At 36.5% G+C, this 20630-nt stretch carries 20 protein-coding genes; 17 read left to right on the forward strand and 3 right to left on the reverse strand.

Features of this window, described 5'->3' with window-relative positions:
• Window position 1: 1 nt before the first annotated feature.
• The 13 genes from BHF68_RS00095 to BHF68_RS00150 all read left to right on the forward strand — a co-directional run bounded on the left by BHF68_RS00095 (window position 2) and on the right by BHF68_RS00150 (window position 14479).
• A complete protein-coding gene (locus BHF68_RS00095; RefSeq protein ID WP_069641621.1) occupies window positions 2-466 on the forward strand; it encodes a flavodoxin domain-containing protein in 465 nt (154 codons plus the stop codon).
• Window positions 448-1488 (forward strand): tetratricopeptide repeat protein, encoded by a 1041-nt coding sequence (locus BHF68_RS00100; RefSeq protein WP_069641622.1) that lies wholly within the window; start codon window positions 448-450, stop codon window positions 1486-1488. The genes BHF68_RS00095 and BHF68_RS00100 overlap by 19 nt, the downstream gene beginning before the upstream one ends.
• Window positions 1489-1519: 31 nt before the next feature.
• Window positions 1520-2965 carry an RCC1 domain-containing protein gene (locus BHF68_RS00105; protein WP_069641623.1) on the forward strand — a complete coding sequence of 482 codons (1446 nt, stop codon included), beginning with the start codon at window positions 1520-1522 and terminating at the stop codon, window positions 2963-2965.
• 96 nt (window positions 2966-3061) lie between these two features.
• Window positions 3062-3715: a class D sortase, LPxTATN-specific gene (gene srtD / locus BHF68_RS00110; RefSeq protein WP_069641624.1), complete on the forward strand. Its 654-nt coding sequence runs from the start codon at window positions 3062-3064 to the stop codon at window positions 3713-3715.
• Window positions 3716-3929: 214 nt separating this feature from the next.
• Window positions 3930-5525: an IS1182 family transposase gene (locus BHF68_RS00115; protein WP_069641625.1), complete on the forward strand. Its 1596-nt coding sequence runs from the start codon at window positions 3930-3932 to the stop codon at window positions 5523-5525.
• Between the two features lie 350 nt (window positions 5526-5875).
• Window positions 5876-8281: an RNA polymerase recycling motor HelD gene (gene helD, locus BHF68_RS00120; protein ID WP_069641626.1), complete on the forward strand. Its 2406-nt coding sequence runs from the start codon at window positions 5876-5878 to the stop codon at window positions 8279-8281.
• A 40-nt stretch (window positions 8282-8321) separates the two neighbouring features.
• Window positions 8322-8522: an antitoxin VbhA family protein gene (locus BHF68_RS15745; protein WP_084019083.1), complete on the forward strand. Its 201-nt coding sequence runs from the start codon at window positions 8322-8324 to the stop codon at window positions 8520-8522.
• Window positions 8461-8661, forward strand: coding sequence for a hypothetical protein (locus tag BHF68_RS00125; protein ID WP_069641627.1), 201 nt, complete (start codon window positions 8461-8463; stop codon window positions 8659-8661). The genes BHF68_RS15745 and BHF68_RS00125 overlap by 62 nt, the downstream gene beginning before the upstream one ends.
• Window positions 8662-9249: 588 nt before the next feature.
• The gene (locus BHF68_RS00130; RefSeq protein WP_069641628.1) at window positions 9250-10200 is read left to right on the forward strand and encodes a bifunctional helix-turn-helix transcriptional regulator/GNAT family N-acetyltransferase; all 951 of its coding nucleotides are present in this window, start codon (window positions 9250-9252) and stop codon (window positions 10198-10200) included.
• Between the two features lie 144 nt (window positions 10201-10344).
• A complete protein-coding gene (locus BHF68_RS00135) occupies window positions 10345-10593 on the forward strand; it encodes a phage holin family protein (protein ID WP_069641629.1) in 249 nt (82 codons plus the stop codon).
• A 204-nt stretch (window positions 10594-10797) separates the two neighbouring features.
• Window positions 10798-11553 (forward strand): ZIP family metal transporter, encoded by a 756-nt coding sequence (locus BHF68_RS00140; RefSeq protein ID WP_084019172.1) that lies wholly within the window; start codon window positions 10798-10800, stop codon window positions 11551-11553.
• Between the two features lie 81 nt (window positions 11554-11634).
• The gene (locus BHF68_RS00145; protein ID WP_069641631.1) at window positions 11635-12810 is read left to right on the forward strand and encodes a TraB/GumN family protein; all 1176 of its coding nucleotides are present in this window, start codon (window positions 11635-11637) and stop codon (window positions 12808-12810) included.
• Between the two features lie 235 nt (window positions 12811-13045).
• A complete protein-coding gene (locus tag BHF68_RS00150) occupies window positions 13046-14479 on the forward strand; it encodes a GGDEF domain-containing protein (protein ID WP_069641632.1) in 1434 nt (477 codons plus the stop codon).
• Window positions 14480-14521: 42 nt separating this feature from the next.
• Here the strand turns inward: BHF68_RS00150 and BHF68_RS00155 are convergent, their stop codons facing one another.
• The 3 genes from BHF68_RS00155 to BHF68_RS00165 all read right to left on the reverse strand — a co-directional run bounded on the left by BHF68_RS00155 (window position 14522) and on the right by BHF68_RS00165 (window position 17696).
• Window positions 14522-14731: a flagellar protein FlaG gene (locus BHF68_RS00155; protein WP_069641633.1), complete on the reverse strand. Its 210-nt coding sequence runs from the start codon at window positions 14729-14731 to the stop codon at window positions 14522-14524.
• 107 nt (window positions 14732-14838) lie between these two features.
• Window positions 14839-15543, reverse strand: coding sequence for a response regulator transcription factor (locus BHF68_RS00160; RefSeq protein WP_069641634.1), 705 nt, complete (start codon window positions 15541-15543; stop codon window positions 14839-14841).
• A gap of 2 nt (window positions 15544-15545) precedes the next feature.
• Entirely contained in the window at window positions 15546-17696 is a 2151-nt protein-coding gene (locus BHF68_RS00165) for a sensor histidine kinase (RefSeq protein WP_176719849.1), read from the reverse strand.
• Window positions 17697-17915: 219 nt separating this feature from the next.
• Between BHF68_RS00165 and BHF68_RS14975 the strand changes: the two genes are divergently transcribed.
• The 4 genes from BHF68_RS14975 (at window position 17916) to BHF68_RS00185 (ending at window position 20558) form a co-directional block, all read left to right on the forward strand.
• Entirely contained in the window at window positions 17916-18482 is a 567-nt protein-coding gene (locus BHF68_RS14975) for an RNA polymerase sigma factor (protein ID WP_301553589.1), read from the forward strand.
• Window positions 18479-18925 (forward strand): anti-sigma factor family protein, encoded by a 447-nt coding sequence (locus BHF68_RS00175; RefSeq protein ID WP_069641637.1) that lies wholly within the window; start codon window positions 18479-18481, stop codon window positions 18923-18925. Before BHF68_RS14975 ends, BHF68_RS00175 begins: the two co-directional genes overlap by 4 nt.
• A 62-nt stretch (window positions 18926-18987) precedes the next feature.
• Window positions 18988-19527: a hypothetical protein gene (locus BHF68_RS00180; protein ID WP_069641638.1), complete on the forward strand. Its 540-nt coding sequence runs from the start codon at window positions 18988-18990 to the stop codon at window positions 19525-19527.
• A complete protein-coding gene (locus BHF68_RS00185; RefSeq protein ID WP_069641639.1) occupies window positions 19524-20558 on the forward strand; it encodes a DUF4097 family beta strand repeat-containing protein in 1035 nt (344 codons plus the stop codon). Before BHF68_RS00180 ends, BHF68_RS00185 begins: the two co-directional genes overlap by 4 nt.
• Window positions 20559-20630 lie beyond the last annotated feature (72 nt).

Consider the following 20630-nt stretch of genomic DNA (forward strand, 5'->3'; position numbering starts at 1 on the left):
TATGAAAAAGATTGGTATGTTTTTAGCGAGTATGACTGGTAATACCGAGGCAATTGGAAATGAGATAAAAAAACAACTGTATGAATTTCAAGTTGATATTTATTTAATGGAATATATTGATTGTGAAGCTGACTTTATGTTGGAAGATTACGAGATTCTGCTTTTTGGGGCATATACCTGGGGAGACGGGATTTTACCTTTCGAAGCTGAAAAAACCTATGAACTATTAAGCAAGTATGATTTAACGGGTAAAATTGTCGGTGTTTTTGGCTCTGGAGATTTCGCTTATCCTAACTATTGTGTGGTTGTTGATATGTTCGAAGAAAGAGCAAGGCAACAAAATGGGAAACTAGTATTGCCTTCTATCAGAATGGAGTTAGGTCCTGATTCTGAAGGGAAGCTACAAATAATAAAAGATTTTACTAACAGCATAAAGGAGATGTATCAATGGTCATTACAGAAGTAAAGCAAAAAGTAAAAATAACAGCAGAATTGGCAAATCAGTACTCTAAATTAGGCAAACAAGAAAAGGCTGCTAGACTATTTGACAAAGCGGTTATTGAAACTGAACTGTTGACTGACAAAAAAGAGCAGGAGAATATGTATGCCCATCTTGCAAACGAATTTGCATCAGTCGATGATTTTGACAAAGCAATAGAATATTTAGAAAAAATTACAGACCAAGAGGTGTATGTAAAAACGACTTGGAAGTTAGTTAATAAATCTGCAAAAGCAGGCAAAATGACGTTAGCTGAAAAATTATTAGCTAAAGCTGTAGAGATTGCTAACAACATTGAAGACCCATATGTAAAAGTTGAATTACTTACAGGAAGTGGAGCTAGCTTCAGACATATTGAATATTCTAGAGGGGTTGGCTTAGTGAATGAAGCTTATGAGCTTATAGCAACATTAGATGATTCATACAATCAAGCAATTCTTTATAACGAGGTAGGCGCTAATCTTATTGATGTTAAAGAAAAAGAAAAGGCACTTGAGTCCTTTAATAGAGCCTTCTCTTTAACAAATAACATTTCTAGCCCAATTCAAATAGCACAAGTATTAGCTATGCTTGGTGGAGAGTTAGCAGAGAAAGGAGAACGCGAAAAAGCATATGAATACTTGTTAAAAGGCGTAGATGTAGCCGCTACTATTGAAGAAAATGAAGAGAAGTGGGCTGTCTTAAGCGAGATTTCCAGAAATTTTGGTCAAAGCTTTAAATATGAGAATGGTATAGAAACTGCAGATATTATTAAACGCCCTTTTTACAAAGTGGAAGGCTATATACGTGTAGCTAAAAATATGATTAAAAATAAGCTGCATGATGAAGCCCTTCAGTTATTAGACAAATCAAAGCTCATTACACAAGAAATGGTAGATCCTTATGAAAAAGCTGTTGTACTAAGGAAGATCATTTCAGAATTAATTAGCTTAAAGAAAAACGAAGACGCATTACAACTATTAAGTGAAGTTGAGGCATTATACAACTAATTATAAAAAAATATAGGAGTGAATTATTATAATGAGAATGAATATTGTTTTCAAAAAGAAGTGTATGTTTATGGTAACTATAGCTTTAATATTAGCAATCACTATATCACCACTTTCTAGTGTATTTGCTAATGGAGATATTGGCTCAGCTGCTGTATATGTAGCGAATAACAACTCCTATGCGGTAACTGCAGAGGGAGAAGTTTATTCATGGGGTGTTAATCAGCATGGTAAACTTGGAATAGGCAGGGACGATCTTAGCGATGAAGGTAGAGCGGTTATTCCAGAAAAAATCCCTAATTTCACAAATGTAAAGACGTTAGCTACTGGTAGTGATCATATCATTGCATTAAAAAATGACGGTACAGTATGGGGTTGGGGAAGAAATAATATGGGACAATTAGGTCAAGGACATACTGAACCACACTTTATTTCTCCAGTACAGATTAGTGGGTTAGACAACGTAAAAGAAATATACGCAGGAAATAACTTCTCAATGGTAGTAAAAACTGATGGAACAGTATATTCATGGGGGCTACAAGAAAATGGGCGCCTAGGTCAAGGTGAGATTTCAGAAAATATCTTAGTACCTACACAAATTGAAGGATTAACTAATGTAGTATCATTAGCAGTAGGTAATGGTCATGTGCTAGCATTAAAAGAGAACGGAACTGTTTGGGCATGGGGAGAAACTAAACTTGGTAAGATTGGGAACGGAACAGTAGGAGTTAATAAGGAAGATGGAGAATGGTCACCAGTTGAGCTTGCTTCATTACAAAATATTAAAACAATTATCGCAGGAAATGAGCATAGTTTTGCTATCGATAATAAGGGCCAGGTATTTGGATGGGGAAATAACCATAGAGGTCAGTTAGGAATAGGTGATACTGAGGATAGATCAACACCAGTATTAGTGCAACCAATAACAGATTTAGCACCAAAAAAACTTGGAGTCGGTGGGAATTTCTCCTTTGCAATTTTAGATGATGGTTCAGCATGGACGTGGGGCGATAACGGTCACGGTCGTTTAGGTGCTGCAGATCAAGTTTCAACAGATCCAGCAGAAGCATTCTCTATAGTGCCTGTGAGAGTTGTCAATATTGAATTTACAGAAGGTGATTACCTAGAAGGAGTAATTCAAATTGCATCTAGAAACAATCACGTAGTAGCACTACTTAACGATGGAACCGTAGTAGCATGGGGGGCTAACCAACACGGGCAAGCAGGAGATGGATTTACAACACCTGCTCAACTAGAGCCAGCATTGACGGAGATTCCTAAGCTATTTACAGTAAAAGAAGTAGTGATAGATAATAATGATAGCGCAATTGCTAAAGAAGCGCAAGCAGGTCATCAATTACCGAACACAGCTGGGGATAACTATAATCTGTTAATGGTAGGCACATTATTACTTGTGGTAGCAGGAACCATGTCATTTTGGCAAAAAAGAAAAGTAGCTTCAAAGGAACTCGTTTAAAGATTAGGAGATTTGTAGCCTTAACTAAATATCAAAGGGTGATTAACTGAGGTTGTTACCCTTTGATATTTTCATATGCGGGGTGTAATGCTAGTAATGATAATTAAATGGTTAACAAGACTACTGTTTATTATAGGCATATTAACAATATGTTATAGCAGTTTTAAGATCTGGCATGGTGAAAAGCAAGTTTCAATTGCTTTATCAGAAGCTATTGAAATCGTAAGTACGGAGAGAAAAGCTTTTCAAGATGAAATAATAGATACTCAAGCTGACAATAGTGTCAATGAATACTATGAGATGGACGTAGAGCCTCTAATAGAACAAGAAATAGATTTTAATTTGAATGAAATTTTAGGGGTTTTAAGAATCCCCAAATTACAAAAATCACTGCCTGTTTTATTCGGTACTGATAAAGAGCAACTGAAAAGAGGAGTTGGACATTATGTCGGCTCGAAGTTGCCAGGGGAAGCAGGTCAAATCGTTCTATCTGGACATCGAGATACTGTTTTTAGAAGTCTGGGCAGCTTACTAATAGGTGATCAAGTGAATATAGAAACCATTGATGGTACGTTTTCATACAATATTGTCCACACGTACATCGTTGAGGCTGATGATCGAACAGTAATCGATTTTAGTATTGACGAGGAAATCTTATTATTGACAACTTGTTACCCATTTTCCTTTGTTGGAGACGCCCCGCAACGTTATATAATCGAAGCAAAACCAATAAGTGAACAGAAGGAATAGGGAATATTATTACGTCAACCAACAACACACTAGGGAACAGGCCAGGAACACAAGAGAACGGTTTCACTGAGCGCCAATTGATGAAGTAAATATTGATTATTAAGGGGCTGTTGCAAAACGAATGATTAAAATTCGTTATCAACGCCCCTTTTTTCTGTGCTTGAAATACTAACTGCGAGCCCAATGGACTCGCAGTTAGTGGTATAATTAAGTTATGCGACTAACTAAATTACACACTAAAAATTATACAGAATTAAGTGGAGGTTATCAATTAGTTATTCCATTTAATTTAGAAATGGTAATACCTGAGGATGACTCAGTGCGACTGCTAAGCCACATATTGGAGGGATTAAATTTTAGTAAGTTGTATCAGACATACTCTTCCACTGGAAGAAAACCTGCAGTCGAACCTAAAATCCTATTTAAAGTAATTACCTATGCTTACATGAACAACATATACTCCAGCAGAAAAATAGAAACAGCGTGTAAAAGAGACATTAACTTTATGTGGCTACTAGAAGGGAACCCAGCACCAGATCATAGCACTATCGCTAGATTTAGAAAGCAATATCTAGATAATGCTGCAGAAGAACTTTTTTATCAGGTCATTGAGCACTTGCATCAGGTTGGTGAGATTAGCTATGAAAATCTATTTATAGATGGAACGAAAATAGAAGCAAACGCTAACCGATATACATTTGTATGGAAAAAAGTAGTGACTAAAAACGAAGAAAAAATGTTTCTAAGAATTAACTCTTTAATAAAAGACATGAACGATGCCTATGAAACTGACTTTACAGTGACCAAAAAGAATATCTTAGATGACCTCAAGGCAGTGCTTGAATATTTAGAAACAAAAAGACAAAATGAGCAAATCACCTTTGTGCACGGTCCTGGTAAACGCAAATCAAAACTACAAAAATTTATTGAGCAACTACAGGACTTCTTTAATCGACAGCAAAAATATATAACCCATAAAAAATATTTAGAAGGAAGAAATAGCTACTCCAAAACAGATACAGATGCTACTTTCATGAGAATGAAAGATGACCATATGCAAAACTCCCAATTAAAACCTGCCTACAATGTACAAATAGGTGTTGAAAGTGAATACGTAACAACACTAGGCATCTTTCAAGACAGAAGTGATACCAATACACTCATTCCGCTACTTAATGATATGGAAACCAAAATAAACACCCGTTATGAAAATATAATTGCAGACGCTGGTTATGAAAGCGAAGAAAATTACATCTACCTCGAAGAAAAAGGTTATACCTACTACATAAAACCACAAACATATGAGCAGAGCAAAAAAAGAAGCTTCAAAAACAACATTAGCAAAAGAGAAAATATGGCATACGACTCTGAACTTGATCAATACACTTGTCACAATAACAAAAAACTTACCCCAGTTGGAACTACCTACAGAAAATCAGTTACAGGTTATAGGTCAGAGATAACTATATATGAGTGTGAAAAATGTAGCGACTGCCCTTACAAAACTAATTGTACAAAATCCGTAAGTAACCGCAAAATGTATGTATCTAAAACCTTCATAGAAAAACGTCAAGAATCGTACAAAAACATAAGCTCAGAACGAGGCATATTACTCAGAATGAATAGGTCTATACAAGCTTTTGGAGTATTAAAAACCGACTATCAATTTAATCGCTTTTTAACGCGCGGAAAAGCAAGTGTCAAAAATGAGTTTATCCTTTTATGCCTAGGCTACAACATCAATAAGCTACACGCAAAGATACAAAATAAAAGGGTAGGCAAACACCTTCATGAGCTAATAACTGCATAGATATATCCATGGAAATAGCCTATTATATAGGTTTATTTGCTATGTCGTCAAAAAATTAACGCCTAGTTAATGACATGCTTTTGTTAACTGGCAGAAACCCAAAATAGCTAGAGAAATTAAAGGGAGTATCGCTAACTACTAAATTAAGTAGTTTTGCGACACTCCCGTAAATTGCAAGAAAAAAATATTAAATTACGCACAAAATAACACTGTGGTAAAATAAAAAGATTACTACTATCACTCACAAATGCCGCGAATATCCTATCATATCCTTTCTTTAAATATAACACGAGATGCGGTGATATGTCAAATTTTTTTTCAAGTTTAATTGAGGGGACGTGCTATAGAAAATGATATTGGACAAAGATTGGAAACTTGATCAGGAACGACTAAATAGGATAACGGAAAAAATTCAAGAGAGAATCGCCGAACTAGAGCCAGAAGTGGCCGATTTACAGAATCAAACAGGGGAAATCAGAAAAAAATTCTGGGAAGAGGTGACTGTTAACACGAGCACCGATGAGGATTTCGGGGAGACCTATTACAGTATCAAACAACAAGAGGCGTTGTTGTCAGAACGGGAGCGTAGTTACCAGTTGCGATTGCAACAATGGAAAAGTATGAAACGTTTATTGCAATCACCATATTTCGGACGCATTGATTTTCGTGAAGATGGAATGAGATCTAATGAGCAGGTTTACATTGGTGTATCATCATTAGTTGATACAGATTTTCTTAATTTTCTGATTTATGATTGGCGTACGCCTATTGCGAGTTTGTATTATGATCATTCTCCTGGGGATGCATACTATGATACGCCTGGCGGTCGCATAACGGGAACAATGGAGTTGAAGCGTCAGTATCAGATTAGCGATGGCAAACTTCAAAATGTGATTGATACAAGTGTAACTATAGGCGACGAATTATTGCAACAGGTACTTGGTAAAAGCGCAGGCTCACAAATGAAAAGCATTGTTGCGAGCATACAAAAGGAGCAAAACACTATTATACGTGACGATAAAAGCCATATGCTTATTGTACAGGGAGTAGCAGGAAGCGGAAAGACCTCTGTCGCTCTACAGAGAGTTGCCTATATGTTGTATAAACACCGAGAACGACTAAAGGCTGATCAAATCGTTCTCTTCTCGCCAAATCCGATGTTTAACAGTTACGTATCAACCGTTCTACCAGAGCTCGGTGAAGAAAATATGCAGCAGACGACCTTCCAGGAGTATCTTGAATATGAAATTGATTCAACGTTACGTCTAGAGGACCAATTCGATCAGATAGAATATGTGCTGTTAGAACAATCCACATTAGAATATGAGGCACGGTTGAGAGGAATCGAATATAAGGCATCTGTTGCGTTCCTTAAAGCTATCCAGAACTATGCAGTGTGGCTGGGGAAGGAGGGCATGAGATTTAACAGCATCCGTTTCCAAAATCGTGATTTGATAACTGCAAAACAAATGGAAGCACAGTTTTATAGTTACGACATTTCGATTAGTTTGGCCAATCGAGTGAGCAGGCTTCAAGAGTGGCTGTTGAAGGAACTTACATTGTTAGAGCGTAAGGAGCGAAATAAACTTTGGGTGCAGGATGAGCTCAATTACCTTGATAAAGAGCAATTAGCAGTCGTGTTTAACGAACTGCATAAAGACAAAGGTGTCTTTGATTTCGCAGAACAATACGAGGAAATTCAAGAGAAACTGAATAACAAACGCCGGCGAGACGAAGGCGACTTTGACTATGCCGAACGAGAAGAAGAACTGCTGCTCCAGATGGTGGTAAACAAGCACTTTAAGCCGCTGAAACGATGCGTGAAGCGAATGTTGTTCATAGACATAGATGAACTGTACGCTCAGTTGTTCGACAATTTTGAAGCATACAAATTGATGACGAATGAGACAAATGTTCCTGAGTTATGGTCTACTATATGTATTCTAACTAAAGAAAAGCTTCGCAGGCTTGAATTGTTCTATGAAGACGCGACACCGTACCTGTATTTGAAAGAGCTCGTCGAAGGGATTCGGACAAATACTGGGGTGCGACATGTTTTCGTCGATGAGGGTCAGGATTATTCGATGTTTCAATATGAATTTCTTAAAAAACTGTTTCCGCGGGCGCGCATGACTGTACTTGGAGATTTCAACCAGGCAATATTCTATCAAGCGACAGAACTATACGAAGCAGATTCGCCGCTAATACAGTTATATGGAGAGTCTAATACTAACTTGTTTCGCCTTCTCCGTAGTTATCGTTCAACCCAGGAAATTGTAGAGTTCACTAAGTCGTTATTACATGGAGGGGAGGATATTATCCCAATAAAGAGAACTGGTGCGAAGCCAGTTCTATCGTGTGCTGACAATCGTAAGGAGTTGACAGTACGAATGGTAAAGGACATTGAAGCTCTGAATTCGGATGGCTTCGCATCCATTGCTGTTATTACGAAAACCGCTGCAGAAAGCAGAGAAGCTTTCAACTTATTGACTGAACAAGGATGTACGTCGCTGCGACTTATTACTAAACAAACACCCACATTTGAGAAAGGAACAATGGTCATACCCGCGTACCTAGCGAAGGGAGTTGAATTCGATGCAGTTCTGATTTATGATGCTTCTTCGAGGATGTATCATCGGGAAAGTGAGCGCAAACTCTTTTATACAGCATGTACGCGTGCGATGCATCGACTTTTGCTATATGCAACTGGAAAATGGACACGATTTATTAACACCGATTCCATCGATTACACTTAAACACATCGCATAGGATGTGTAATATACTCTAGAAAATGCTGTGAATAAAATAGAAGGTGTGAAAGTATCTTCCCAGGCTCAAAAGCTATCAGCTAAATGGGCGCGAGGTGAAATATCGGGTGCAGAAATGAAAGCTTCTCTAGTAGCAAAGTACAAACATTTCGCTTTAGGTTCAAATAATGAGCGATCCATACCTTTACAAAGAAGGCTCTGTTTTACGCAATTTGTTAAATATCCGTGACGAAATGAAATTAGAATTAGCTGAAGCCGAACTCTCACGGGCAAATATGATGTTATTGTACGAACTGGGCTTTGATGATTTTTCTACACAAGGAATAAAAACTATTCATAAAGTATTATTTGAGGATGTGTATGATTGAGCGGGAGAGACTAAAGACTAGAAGCCAATTGCACATGAATACCGTAACGATGACTGAGAAAAGAAGAAAGTATTAGCTATGTAGATTTTTAAACAACAGTAAACTCACAATCAAGATAGTTTGTGGAGAAAATATTAAACGGAGTCTCACTTGATAAGTGGGGCTTTTTATATGCTATTTAACCTTTGAAGTAATGGTACTAGAATAAAAAGAGAGGGATCGTATGCCTGCAATTATTTCGATAACGGACTTTAATGGAGTAGTTAAAGGATGCCATAGCCCACATACATGGATTAAAAGTTGTTAATAAACCCGCAAAAAGACTAAATAATAAGATAGCTAAGTACGAGTACTCAGGCAATCTTTGCATTGCCCAATTCATGATATCACCCCAATAATTATAATTACTAAAAGTTATATGAGGACTAATCGGCAATCATTCAATCTTGCAGTAACTACAGAAAAACTCCACAAATATCACATAAAAACAACATGAGCACATTTAATTGACATGAAAATTAGTTGACATAGTCAACTAAATCTTATATTATTACGTTAATAAATTGATGTTGTAGGGTGTGGTGATTTATGAAAGAGCAAGGCAGAATTGTTAAGCATGAGCATGGAATTGAAACGAACGTTATTGATGATATCCGAGGCTTTAATAGATTTTATACGGATGTACTTGGCTTGCTGAATAGGCACGTGCTAGATAGTGAATACTCCTTGACAGAGTCAAGAATTCTTTATGAGATTAATAAACATCCGCTGTGTACGGCGAACCAATTAATGAGCAAGTTAAATTTAGATCGTGGGCACCTAAGTAGAATTTTAAAGCAATTCCATAAACAAGGACTTATAGCAAAACATAGCTCAACAACCGATGGTCGAAAAGTTAACCTTAAGCTTACGGAAATCGGCAAAGATATTTTGGCTTCCTTGGAGACATCGTCTAGTAGTCAGGTGCAGAAGCTAATTAATCATTTAACTAGAGCAGAGCAACGCAGTTTAGCTAAATCTATGCGACAAATCCGTAGTGCATTGCTGGACGGTGTAGAGCCAATTACAATTAGATTTTTTAAAGACAGCAATGATATTGATTATATAGTAGATAAGCATCGTGACATCTATGGTAAAGAATATGGATTGGGTAGTGAGTTCATCAGCTATGTTGAAAAATATATCCGTCAGTTTCAGCAAACACATAATAAAGAAAAAGAAGCAGTTTGGATTGCTGAAACTAATAGCAAAGTTGTAGGAGCAATAGCGGCAGTTATGGTAGACGATAGTACAGTTCAACTCAGATGGTTTTTACTTGAACCAGAGGTGCGCGGTCGGGGATTGGGTCAGCGATTAATGAATGTAGCTATTGAATTTTGTCGAGACAAGGGCTATGAACATGCTTTTCTTTGGACACTAGACAAACTGGACACAGCTCGACATTTATATCGAAAATATGGATTTACAATCACAGAAACTAAAGAAAATAATACATGGGCAAAAAACTTTACTGAAGAAAGATGGGATATAAAACTTTAACCAAAACCAAACGTTATAATGCTTGAAGTCTCACACAAAACGTGAGACTTTTTATTTTTCTAGCAATGCAAATTATAAGATGCCACTAGGAATTTCAAGTTCTTTTATGGCATAGGTATATATAAAGCTGAAAGGGTGGGGTAAATGGACATTATGAGTTTAATTATGGACAATGCGTTACCGATTGTTGTCGCTCTATGGATTTTAGGTCGTATTATTAAAGGAACAAATGTAATCGCAAGTAAATTTATACCTTTAATTTTGTTGCCTGTAGGAATAATACTAACAGCATGGCTGTTAGGTGGGTTTACTGCAGAAAATATCATACAAGGAATACTTGTTACAGGCGCAGCTGTTTATGCAAATGAGATAATGAAACAAATGCAGAAGTAATAATGCAGTATCCGCTTGGATGTTTAATGAACTAATATCAATATTGTAAGCCCTTATGAAGTTACATGTAAGGGCTTTTTCACATGTTCAGTACTTGTTGAATTATGTTAGTTATCGCCATAACATTAAAAAGTTTGTTGCTAAAGTGTTAATGTAATATGCTAAGATAAGATAGTAACAATAATTCCTTTGGAGGTGGATGACATCGAGAGTTTATTGTATAGTTTTTTAGCAGGTTCTTCTATGGTTTTAGGTGCAATTGTGTTTATGGTTTTAGGCTCACCAGGGAAGCGTTTGATGGCTGGCTTGCTTGGTTTTGCTGGAGGAATTATGCTGGCGATATCTGTTTTTGAGCTTATGCCAGAAGCCCTTGAGCTTAGTAGTATGACCGTGACGATAGTTGGATTTATACTAGGTTGTGGCCTATTGTATTTATTAGATATTTATATGCCACACGCACATATGTCAACAACTGATAAACTAGTTGTTGAGAATGAGCAACGCATGCCTGAAAAAGAAGAATCGAAAGAAGCACTCTTAAGAACTGGGTACTTGATATTTTTCGGAATCGCATTACACAATGTGCCTGAGGGACTAGCAATCGGTGCTGGAGTGGAGTCGAGCCCTGAACTAGGGATGGCCATTGCTATAGCCATTGCACTGCACAATATTCCAGAGGGGCTTGCCGTTGCGGGGCCACTATTAGCTGGAGGTTTATCTTCACTAATGGTTATTTTGTTTACCTTTGTAGCGGGGATGATGACTGTTGTTGGTACTGCTTTAGGACTCTTATTATTTAATATATCAACAGTATTTATTGGAGGATCACTAGCTTTCGCTGCAGGGGCTATGTTTTATATCGTAAATGACGAATTGATACCTCAGGCAAATAAAATGCATGCGCACATTGCCAATTTGGGTTTGATTTTAGGATTATTAATCGGCTTTGTAATTTTCTAAAAATTATCCACTTAAGTGTTATATTTGTGTTAAAATAAGCAGAGATTTATAATTAATGACTGTTTATGAGGAAGGTAAGCAATGACAGAAGAAAATATAACGAGAATTGATTTAGATGGCAAAGAGATTATACTGCTCGGCACTGCTCATGTATCTAAGAAAAGTGCGGAAGAAGTTCAAGAGCTAATAGAGCTCGAAAGACCTGACTCAGTTTGTGTGGAGCTTGATGAGCAAAGATACCAGACAATCGTTGATGGAAATAAATGGCGAGATATGGACATCTTTAAGGTGATAAAAAATAAAAAGGCTACATTTCTCTTAATGAGCTTAGTGATTTCATCTTTTCAAAAACGCTTAGCAAAGCAATTCGGCATTAAACCAGGGCAAGAAATGATTCAAGGAATTGAGTCTGCAAAAGAGGTTGGGGCCGAATTAGTTCTAGCCGACAGAAATATTCAAATTACCTTTGCTAGGGTTTGGCATGCTATAGGTTTAAAGGGTAAAGCGCAGCTTTTGTTGACGATACTATACAGTCTTTTTAATGACGAGAAAATATCTGAGGAAGAAATTGAGAAGCTCAAATCCCAGGATATGCTTAATTCAATGCTTGAAGAATTTACTAAAGCCCACCCAGACTTAAAGAGGCCACTAATAGATGAACGTGATCAGTATTTAGCACAAAAAATTAAAGACGCACCTGGTAATAAAGTTGTTGCTGTTTTAGGTGCTGCACATGTTCCAGGTATTAAAAAGGAAATTCATAATGAGCACAATTTACAAACATTAACTAAAATTCCGCCTAAATCGAAAGTGCCAAAAATACTTGGCTGGGCAATACCTATTTTTATCATAAGTATTATTGCATACACTTTCTATTTAAACTATGAGGCTGGTATAAGTCAGACAATAAGCTGGGTGCTTTGGAACGGGAGCTTATCGGCTATAGGAGCAGCAATTGCTTTTGGTCATCCCTTAACAATATTAACAGCCTTATTAGTAGCACCATTAAGCTCCTTAAGTCCGTTGTTGGCTGCGGGTTGGTTTGCTGGTATTGTTGAAGCTTATATTCGACGTCCGAACGTAGGAGACTTTGAAAGGCTTTCTGATGACGTAATAAGCGTCAAGGGCTTCTGGACAAATAAAGTAACCCGTATTCTACTTGTAGTAGCACTAACAAATATAGGTAGTACACTTGGGACAATGATTGGCGGAGCGGATGTTGTGCGCTTGTTTATCAGAACTATTTTAGGAGGCTAGTAGTAAGCCAGTTAATTTTGAATTATTTTATATCAATATAGGACTTTACAGGGGATAGCGGAGCTATCCCTTTAATGTTTTATCTGTAGAGTTAAAGTATTTTATCTGTAGAACTAAATAAGAAAAAACCGATACTGATAGGTTTTTAAGCAGGATATAGAAAAGATTTGTAGAATAACGAATTATAATTAAATAAATTACGATTAACTTTAATGACAGATATGGAGGTGGGGACATGGTATCTACTCTTAATAAAGGCTATGCATTGATATTTGCTGTAATTATAGTCCCCATTATTCTCGGATTTGTATCATCTCAGTATTCAGATGTAATTATAAACGCACCGCTATTTCATTATTACTATATTGCTTTAAGCTGTGTAGCTAGTTTTATAGTAGGGATTTTTGCATATCGTGAATATAGCCGCACAGGAGATTTCAAAGTATATCTTTTAAGTATTGGATTTATAGGAATTACTATTTTGTATGGCTTTCATGGACTTATTACACCAGGAAAATCAATTTGTAGCTTTGAATCTGGCACTGATCATATAAATGCCTTTGTATTCTTCGGTGATATAAGTCGATTTTGGATAGGTATGTTCATGTTTTTTCAGGTTATGAGCTACAGAAATGTAGAGTATCGTTTTAATAAACTGTTATTATTATCTGTCGTGGCTATTATACTAGTCTTACTATCAATAGCTATATTATATTTTCCAGATGTTTTCCCAGACATTAAGAGCGCAGATGGTAAAGACACCCATTTTGCCATATTGATTAAAGTAATAACTCTAGTTCTGCTTGGTGTAGCGGCAACAAGGTATTATGATTCCTATCGTATTTTGCAAAATCCTCCTATCTTAACACTAATAGTTGCTAGTATTTTGATTATGCAAACCGTTGTTTTATTTATGATCTCTACCCCTTGGGGATTACTATGGTGGCTTGCACACAACTTATATCTGTTAAGCTTTATAAGTGTAGGAATAGGGCTGTTTATAAGCTATAAAGATAAATACCGTTTTGAGTTTTTTAACATTCATCGACAAATACAAAATTATATTGAACAGCTTAATGGTCAACAGCAGGAGCTCTATGATACGAATCAAAAATTAAATGAACTTGCAACAAAAGACCCTTTAACTGGGCTGCCAAACAGAAACTATCTCCATTATTATGTTAATCATACAATTAAAGAGCTCAGACAAACAAAAGATAGCATTGCTATTTTGTTCATTGATTTAGATGGATTCAAAAATATAAATGATAACTATGGACATGATACAGGAGATAAGCTATTAAAGAAAATTTCAGAAATTTTACAAGAATGCGTTAGGAATAAGGATTTGGCTGTAAGGCTTGGAGGAGATGAGTTTTTACTTGTTCTGCATGAAGTCGATAATAAGGAGCTTGTAGGAGATATTGCAAAAAGGGTATTAATGTCTATAACAAATCCACATGTAATTGGTGAGCATACATGTAAGGTTGGAGCAAGTATTGGAATTAGCCAATATCCTGAAGATGGCGATCAATTTGGTATACTGATACGAAGAGCTGACGCAGCTATGTATTGGGTTAAGGAGCATGGAAAGAATAATTTTGCATTTTACACTGACATACAAAAACATCTCAAAGAGAGTAACAACAAAAACAAAGCATACGACTAAAACGTATGCTTTTTATTTGGAAACATTCTATACTGTTGTTTTCTAAATTCGCTCATCAATATTACTGCCAAGGTTTTGTCGTATACTATTAATTAAGTCTAAGTGTGCTTCTGAAGGAATTTCTTTTAATGTTGTGTTGTCGGTAGGGTCGATAATTTTAACTAATAGTCTATTTGTTTCTTTATGGATATTATACTCGAATTTCTTGTCGGTGTGATACATGTTATCATGCATTGAGTTACTTGAAATCATATAAATCCCCCCCGAGTTTACCTATTGCTCTAATAATAACATGATATCCTCGGGTTTAGTCTTAAGGGAATCTCAAGAAATCATAAAATTTTCTTAAACTAGCGCTATTAATCGATTTGCGAATATATGAACTTGTATCCTACGCCCTTAACAGTGTGGATATACTTCGAGTTTGAAGGGTCAAGCTCAATTTTTTTGCGGATGTTGCTAATATGAACCATTACAGTTCGATGATCACCCATACTATCGGCACCCCAGAGAGATTGGAATATTTGCTCGCTGCTAAAAATTACATTAGGAGTTTGTGCGAGTAAGGCTAACAATTGAAATTCTTTAGGTGATAAATCTATTAGTTTATCTCTAGCTATAACTGAATGGCTGTTAAGGTCAACTATTAAATCTTCGAATTCTAATTTCTTTGGAGCGCCACTAACATTACTTAGTATCCTATTTCGACGAAGCTGTGCCTTTACCCTTGCTAAAAGCTCAACGGCGTCAAAGGGCTTACTCATATAGTCGTCTCCTCCTGCAGTCAGCCCCATAGATTTATCTAAAGGTGTGCCTTTGCAGCTAAGGAATAGAATAGGAGTAGATAAAGTTTTACGAATTTCTTGGCAGACTTCAATACCGTCTAAACCAGGCAACATCATATCTAGGATGATTAAGCTTGGGTTGCAATTAGCAGTCATTTCTATTGCTTCATACCCATTCGTAGCTACCTGAACTATATAGCCCTCTTTTTGCAAATACATGCTTATTATCTCTCTGATATCGCAATCGTCATCAACTATTAAAATTGTTTCTCCTGCCATGCTTAGCCCTCCTTCTCCTCATAGTGTACCGGCAAAGTAAAATAGAAACTGCTACCTTTACTTTCTTGACTTTCTACCCAGATGCGCCCGCCGTGGTACTCAATTATTTCTCTTGTAATGGCTAAACCTAATCCAACACTTTTAGCGTTTATACTTCTAGCTTTTGAAACCTTATAAAAGCGCTCAAAAATATGGGGTAAATCTTGTTCAGCAATTCCAGATCCAGTATCGGACAATTGAATTACTAGATTAGTCTTGTCCTCGTTAACAGCAAAGTAAAGATTAATTTTACCAGTCACGGGCGTATGGTTAATGGCATTACTTAATAAATTTGTAAAAACTCGGTTTAACTGTTCAGTATCAACACGGACATAAAATTTATCAGTGTTATTGTTTAATTCACTGGATATATGAGTGTGAAATTCGATTTTTGATACATGCATGTCAGCCGTTAGTTTCTTTGTATAGTCATTTAGAAAAGTATCTAGTGTAAAAGATTTGAGATTTAACTGTAGCTGCCTAGACTCTAACTGTGATAACTCCATCAGACTTTGCACCATGAAGTCGATACTATTTGCTTTGTCATTTACTCGTTTTAGGTATGCCTTCTGTTGCTCAGGGTCTGCAATAATTCCATCTAAGATTGCACCTATATAGCCTTTTATAGTAGTTAGCGGTGTTCGCAGGTCGTGAGAAACATTCTGGACTAAATGCTGTCGCGACTTCTCAGATCTTGATAAGGCTTCATATGCTTCTTCTAGCTCTTGCTTTGAAGTTTCTAATGCTTGCGTTCTGTCATTAACGATTGCTTCAAGGTTTTCATTAAGGTGTTGCAGCTTATCTGACATTAATTCTACGTTTGTAAAACTTTTAGAAAACTTTTTAGCAATGATTAGTGACTGGGAGAATACAAATATCAGCAGTCCCCAGGAAGATAAATTCCCTCTAGTGATAATATTTCGCAAGATGTGATTATCAGCATCATTTAATAGAATACTAAGAAATAGAATATCATTCATTGTAAAAGCTATAAGAAATATTAAACCAGCAGTTATAATGTAGCAGCCATCGCGTTGATTTTTGTTAATAGAGTATAAGATGTACAATGCATATGGAATTAACATAACTGTGAATATTTGGTACAATGGATTGAAAAGTGTAAATATTCTAGCAGGTGTAAGTACAACCAGCAGCGCAAAGCTTAGACCAACTATAATTATCGCTTTGTTAATATTTCGAGAAGTGTCGTTCGGATAGATTGACCTTAAGAATATAAACAACAACGGAATACTTAAATAGAAAGCCAGTGTCTGCAGCTTATGGGCTAGCTCCCAACTGAAGGCCGGAACCATCTGGATAAAAAATATTTCTCCTACAAGCATCGTCCGTAAGCTAATCAACAGAGCGTATATTCCAAAGTATAACGTTGATTTATCTTTAGTTCTATAAGAATATAAAGCCAAATGATAGAAACCGATTATAAATAAACTACCAACGAGAAACATTTCTAATGCTAGGTTGCTATTTTTCTGATCTCTAATTTGTGCTTCAGTTCCTAAATATATCGCTTCAAGTATACCGCCACTGCGATGGTGAAAGTTAGATACCTGAATTACGACTTCTATAATTTCTGCGTCTGTATAGAAGGTATTAACCTGTGGCAAATACTGAGGTGTAGATACTTGTTTTGCTATGCCAACCTGTCCTGCAGAAGCGATTACTTCATTGTTAATCCACAGGGTATAAGCCGTGAAGATTCTTGGGATTTTCAAAGCAAGCAGTTTTGCATCGGTGTTATGGATTAATAGCCTATATGTAGCATACCCTTCACCTGTAAGCGTTGTATCGTCTAGTTCAAATTTGTTCCAAGCTCGTGGCACAGTTATATAGCTGTTATCATTAGGGAGTGTAGTATTTGTTAGTTTAAAATTATTAAAATCTTCAGGTGTAAGTAAATGCTCCCAGTAAAACTCCCATTGTCCGTCTAAAGATACTATTCCATCTGTTTCCCAATCCCAGTCTATTAAATTCAACTCTCCAAAAACAGCTACTGGTGCCTGTGAAGCCTGGATTATTGTTGCACTCGCACCAAGGATGATTATAGAGACACAAATTATGCAGATAAATGTTTTGAGAATTCGCGTTGTAAACACCTCCGCGTTATATTTGACTGAAAAATGTTTGCTAAATATTTAGTACTATAAATTATTCGTTACATATGAAAGAAAATCCTTTAAAGTATAAGGAAAAAAGCAATGAAATAAAGCATTAAAAAAAGTTTTAAAAAACTTTGAAGGGTTTTTGAAAACAGATACGTCTAAATATATAAGTGGCTAAAAAGAAAGGAGGAGACGATAATTGATAATCAACAAATAACAGCTGTTATAAAAGAAGTACTAGCGGGAAATCGTGATGCGTTTCGCACCATCGTCTCCACCTATCAAGCTAAAGTATATGCCACAGCCTTTCAGGCAACACGAGATCGAAAAGAGGCAGAGGATTTAGCTCAGGAAATTTTCTTAAAGGCTTACAGAAGCTTACAGCAATTTCGCTTTGAATCGAGCTTTTCTACATGGCTGTTTAAAATTGCAGTCCATAAAGCTCTGGATTGGAAACGTAAACATAGTAGTAAGGCAGTTATAGAAGAGTTGACGTCGCAAACACAGCAAGCGCAGTGCGGCTCTCAGGTAACACTTAACAATCAGCAGCTAAGCACAGAAGCTATAGTACTTACAAAAGAATCAGAATTAGAACTTCATCGCAAAATTAAAACTTTACCTGAGCATTATCAAAAAGTAATACAGATGTATCATTTTCAGGATAAGTCTTATCGAGAGATTGCTGAACTTTTACAAATACCAGAGAAAACGGTAGAAACCCGCCTCTATCGGGCAAAGCAAAAACTAAGGGAACTAAGTGCAAAGGAGGAATTCATGTGAAATGCAAGGTAGATGAACAGATGTTGTTGCAATGGTTTCTTGGAGAATTATCTGAAACTGAACGGCAAAGGCTGCAAAACCATATCGACTTTTGTGAGCACTGTACCGAACGTATCGCTGAGTTATATCAGTTTCAGCATGCATGGAACGATGAATGCGAGCAGCCTCCAGATGTTTTTGTCGACAATGTTATGAGTCAAATTGTACGCAAGCGCAAAGTCAAAGTATTAGACGTCCTTCACTACCTTACTGCTGCTGCGGCAACATTCCTTCTAGTGTACCTAGGTGGTTTTGAGCAAATGCTTGGCTCTCTTGAAGTAATGCCAGAACGAATATATGAGACTAATGACAGTATCCATCAAGCAACAGAGGCAGGTTTGGGTCTAATTAAGGGTATCAACTACTATATTACGGGATATATAGAGCAGCTAAAGGTGTATTGATTAAAGAGATTAACTAAAACGATTATAGAAATTAACTAAAACATTGAAAAGAGGGGTATTACATGAGCACTACAAATAAATCTAAGTTTTTAACCTTCATATTCTCATTTGTGCCAGGACTAGGTCACATGTATCTTGGCCTAATCAATCGCGGATTACAATTTATGATTTTGTTTTTCGGTTCAATATTCTTATTAGATTTTCTTAGAATCCATGCGTTTCCGTTTGTAATTCCAATTATCTGGTTTTTTAGTATGTTTGATGCATTACAGCACGCCACGAAAATTCGGGAAACTGGGGCTGTAGAAGATAAACCGTTGATTGTTATTGCATCCATCTCTAACAAATCTAAACTTTGGGGATGGGGACTTATCGGAGTAGGAGGTTATATTCTTTTAGAACGTGTGGTATTTCAATTTAGGCCATTCCAAGATGTAATGCGTTACCTGTTTGGTATGCAGGGGATGCATGTGCTTAGAAGTGTTTTACTCGCTGCTATCCTTATATATGTTGGCTGGAGGTTATTAACTGGCAAGCCAATTATTCCGACTACTAAGACGACAAAAAATATTGATACAAAGTCAGAGGGTGAAGAAGTATGAGAGAATGGAAGGTAGGCAGAATCACATTAGGTCTTTTCTTAATTAGCATTGGTGCACTGTTAGCACTAAATACAGTTACAACAATACCTATAGATAAGGTGTTTTCAATTGGATGGCCGATATTGCTGATAGTCTTAGGTATAGAAGTTCTAGCGTTCCAGATTTTCCGTAAGGATGATAAGTGGTCATTTGATGGGTTTAGTATATTTTTGATTTTTATCGCAGGTGCAGCTACATTAGTAATCTATACAGTTAACTCTGTTGGCGTACTACCGTTAGTGAAAAACTCTATATTGTCAAATTCATATCCAGTAACTATAGAAGAATCTTTAACTATAGATAACAGAGTTAATCAAATAGAAATCGATATCCCAAACGCTGATATACAACTAATTGGAACTACATCTGATAGCCTTGTAAACATATCTGGTGTTATAAGAGTCGGTGGCAGCGATGAAAATACTGTTAAAGAGCTAGTTGCAAACGAATTCACTGTAACACAAATAGGTGAAAAGCTGATTGTAAATTTAGAGCTACCTAACAACTATTTTAATTGGGCAGCTAATCAAACGGCAACACTTGCTATTGAAGCTCCAGAGCATCTTATGGCAAAGATTAACGTTATTAACGGTAAAGTAGATGCAAAAAATATCCACTCTGGTGTAGAAATATATGGTATGAATTTAGTGGTTGATGTAGCAGATATAACTGGTCATGTTTTCGTGAAAAATACAAACGGTAGAATTAATTTATCGAATATTCATGGAAGTCTCGATGCCACCCTAACTAATGGAAATATTAAAGCAAGTGCTATTTATACACAGGGCAATATATCATTACGCACAGTTAATGGTAATATCGACATCGGGCTAGCACCTGAAGAACAAGTAGATATTACAGCAAGCACTACTAACGGGCGGGTTATCCAGAACTTAACAGACTCATCAGAAAAGAATTTCAGACATACAATAGGAGCGGGAACCCATAAGCTGGAGCTAAGAACTACGAACGGAAATATTCGTATCGAATAACATCAATCAAATATAAGAGCAATTATATAGAATAACTCGATAATAGTCGCATAATTGCGACTATTTTTTCAT

Source organism: Desulfuribacillus alkaliarsenatis (genome assembly GCF_001730225.1).
Taxonomy (GTDB): domain Bacteria; phylum Bacillota; class Bacilli; order Desulfuribacillales; family Desulfuribacillaceae; genus Desulfuribacillus; species Desulfuribacillus alkaliarsenatis.

What these genes read in the sequence shown, in the direction of transcription:
- BHF68_RS00185 (WP_069641639.1), top strand. Translation starts at nt 19,524, where the DNA reads ATGAGAGAATGGAAGGTAGGCAGAATCACATTAGGTCTTTTCTTAATT.
- helD (WP_069641626.1), top strand. Translation starts at nt 5,876, where the DNA reads ATGATATTGGACAAAGATTGGAAACTTGATCAGGAACGACTAAATAGG.
- BHF68_RS00095 (WP_069641621.1), top strand. Translation starts at nt 2, where the DNA reads ATGAAAAAGATTGGTATGTTTTTAGCGAGTATGACTGGTAATACCGAG.
- srtD (WP_069641624.1), top strand. Translation starts at nt 3,062, where the DNA reads ATGATAATTAAATGGTTAACAAGACTACTGTTTATTATAGGCATATTA.
- BHF68_RS00160 (WP_069641634.1), bottom strand. Translation starts at nt 15,543, where the DNA reads ATGGCAGGAGAAACAATTTTAATAGTTGATGACGATTGCGATATCAGA.
- BHF68_RS00135 (WP_069641629.1), top strand. Translation starts at nt 10,345, where the DNA reads ATGGACATTATGAGTTTAATTATGGACAATGCGTTACCGATTGTTGTC.
- BHF68_RS00100 (WP_069641622.1), top strand. Translation starts at nt 448, where the DNA reads ATGGTCATTACAGAAGTAAAGCAAAAAGTAAAAATAACAGCAGAATTG.
- BHF68_RS00150 (WP_069641632.1), top strand. Translation starts at nt 13,046, where the DNA reads ATGGTATCTACTCTTAATAAAGGCTATGCATTGATATTTGCTGTAATT.
- BHF68_RS00105 (WP_069641623.1), top strand. Translation starts at nt 1,520, where the DNA reads ATGAGAATGAATATTGTTTTCAAAAAGAAGTGTATGTTTATGGTAACT.
- BHF68_RS00155 (WP_069641633.1), bottom strand. Translation starts at nt 14,731, where the DNA reads ATGATTTCAAGTAACTCAATGCATGATAACATGTATCACACCGACAAG.
- BHF68_RS00125 (WP_069641627.1), top strand. Translation starts at nt 8,461, where the DNA reads ATGAGCGATCCATACCTTTACAAAGAAGGCTCTGTTTTACGCAATTTG.
- BHF68_RS00130 (WP_069641628.1), top strand. Translation starts at nt 9,250, where the DNA reads ATGAAAGAGCAAGGCAGAATTGTTAAGCATGAGCATGGAATTGAAACG.
- BHF68_RS00115 (WP_069641625.1), top strand. Translation starts at nt 3,930, where the DNA reads ATGCGACTAACTAAATTACACACTAAAAATTATACAGAATTAAGTGGA.
- BHF68_RS00145 (WP_069641631.1), top strand. Translation starts at nt 11,635, where the DNA reads ATGACAGAAGAAAATATAACGAGAATTGATTTAGATGGCAAAGAGATT.
- BHF68_RS00180 (WP_069641638.1), top strand. Translation starts at nt 18,988, where the DNA reads ATGAGCACTACAAATAAATCTAAGTTTTTAACCTTCATATTCTCATTT.